Below are 2109 nucleotides of genomic sequence, written 5' to 3'. Positions count from 1 at the left end.
GCGCTGAACGCCTATATGGAGCGGGTGCGGGCGCAGATGGCGGCGCAGCGGCGCTTCATCGCCAATGCGGCGCACCAGCTGCGCACRCCGTTGGCGTTGCTGTCAACGCAGGCGAGCTACGCGCTGCGCGAAACCGTCCCCGACGCGCGCCAGGAAGCGTTGGTGGCGCTGCAGGCAAGCTCCGGCAGACTGGCGCGGCTGGCCGAACAGCTCCTGACCTTGTCGCGCGCCGAGCCGGGCAGCCGGCGGCCGCGCGCCGACCGCGTCGACCTGACCGAAGCCGCCCGCCATGTGCTGGAAACGCAGGCGCCGACAGCAATCGGTCACCACATCGATCTCGGCCTCGAGGAGGCCGGACCCGTGCCGGTGATCGGCGACGGCACCATGTTGCGCGAGATGATCGTCAACCTTGTCGACAACGCACTGCGCTATTCGCCGRCCGGCGGCAGCATCACGGTGAAGCTGGCGGCCGTTGAGGACGAAGCCGTGCTGACTGTCACCGACGACGGGCCCGGCATCCCAGTGGACGAGCGAGACCATGTTTTCGAGCGCTTCTACCGTGTTGCCGGATCGACCGAGGAAGGCAGCGGCCTTGGCCTCGCCATCGTGCGCGAGGTCGTCGAAAATACCGGCGGCCGCGTCGCCCTCGGGGATGGCGCGACCGGCGGCCTGGTGGTTGAGGTCAGGCTGCCTTTGGCGAGCAGCTAGGCTTGCCGCTCACTGCGTCTCATGCAGTGGCTGGGGACGCCATTTCGCCAAGCGATCCTCGACCATGGTCATCAGATATTCGGCACCGAGCGCCACCACCATGACGATGACGATCGCGGCATACATGCCGGCGGCGTCGAAGGATCCCTTGGCGATGTTAATCRGCAGGCCGATGCCGTATCGCGAGCCGACGAACTCGCCAACGATCGCGCCGATGATGGCAAAGCCGAAGCTGACATGCAGGCTGGCGAAAATCCAGCTCATCGCCGAAGGGACGATCACCGAACGGGTCAACTGCCAGTTGGATGCACCCAAGATGCGCGCATTGGCGATCATCGCCCTGTCGGCTTCCCGGACGCCCTGGAAGGCATTGTGGAACACGACGAAGAAAACCATCACGAAGGCAAGTGCCACTTTCGAAGCGAGGCCGAGGCCGAGAATCATGATGAAGATCGGCGCCAGAACCACGCGCGGAATGGAGTTGATCACCTTGATGTAGATGGAGAAGATATCGGCGGCCATCCGGTTACGGCCGAGCGCGACGCCGATGATGATCCCAGCAACCGAGCCAGTCACAAAGCCGATGACCGATTCCTCCATTGTGACATAGAGGTGGTACCACAGAGGCCCCTCCGACGTTCCTTCTGTCGTCCATTCGTACAGCCGCTGCGCGATCGCGCTCGGCATTGCGTAGAAGAACGGATCGATCCAGGCCTGGCGCGCGGCGATTTCCCACAGGCCGAGAAAGGCGATCAGAATGGCGACCCGCCAAAAGATCACCGTGCGGCGGCGGTGCCGTACCGCCTTCGCGGCGRCTGCCTCGATTTCCGCATCCGAAGTGCCCGGCCTGAAAGCTCCTGCGCTGATGTCAATGGCGGCATCGGTCATGGCGTTCCTCCTCAGGCTGCGGCGCGCGCATAGCTGGTTTCAACCTCTTCCTTGAGGTCGGCCCAGATCGTGCGCGAGTAATTGATGAAGCTCTGCTCGTAGCGGATATCGGCGACCACGCGCGGGCGCGGCAGATCGATGGTGTAGACCGATTTCACCGTGGCCGGTCCGGCGGTCAGGACATAGACCTTGTCGGCGAGCGCAATCGCCTCTTCGAGGTCATGCGTGACGAAGACCACCGAAGCCTTTGCCTCAGACCACAGGCGCAGCAGTTCCTCGTGCATCAGCACGCGCGTCTGAACATCGAGCGCGGAAAACGGCTCATCCATGAGAAGAATCTCGGGTCCATTTATGAAAGTCTGGGCCAAAGCCACACGTTTGCGCATGCCGCCAGAAAGCTGATGCGGATAGTGCTGCTCGAAACGTGACAAGCCGACACGCGCCAGCCAGTCGCGCGCTGCGGCCGTAGCGTCCGACTTCGCTATACCGCGAAAGAGTGGACCAGCCATCACG

General features: G+C 63.6%; 3 protein-coding genes. 1 reads left to right on the top strand and 2 read right to left on the bottom strand.

What is annotated here, in order from left to right:
• On the top strand, positions 1 to 708 hold a 708-nt coding region (locus ACXJ7R_RS30870; RefSeq protein WP_457155113.1), incomplete at its 5' end, for a sensor histidine kinase.
• A 9-nt stretch (positions 709 to 717) separates the two neighbouring features.
• Here ACXJ7R_RS30870 and ACXJ7R_RS30865 read toward each other — a convergent pair.
• Together ACXJ7R_RS30865 and ACXJ7R_RS30860 are read right to left on the bottom strand one after the other, a co-directional pair.
• Positions 718 to 1596 (bottom strand): ABC transporter permease, encoded by an 879-nt coding sequence (locus ACXJ7R_RS30865; RefSeq protein WP_457155112.1) that lies wholly within the window; start codon positions 1594 to 1596, stop codon positions 718 to 720.
• Positions 1597 to 1607: 11 nt separating this feature from the next.
• Positions 1608 to 2109: ABC transporter ATP-binding protein (locus tag ACXJ7R_RS30860; RefSeq protein ID WP_457155111.1), on the bottom strand; the 502-nt coding region annotated here is incomplete at its 5' end.

Source organism: Mesorhizobium sp. P5_C1 (assembly GCF_054049815.1).
Note: the sequence above shows the minus strand (reverse complement) of the source record. Positions and strands in the feature narration are given on the sequence as shown.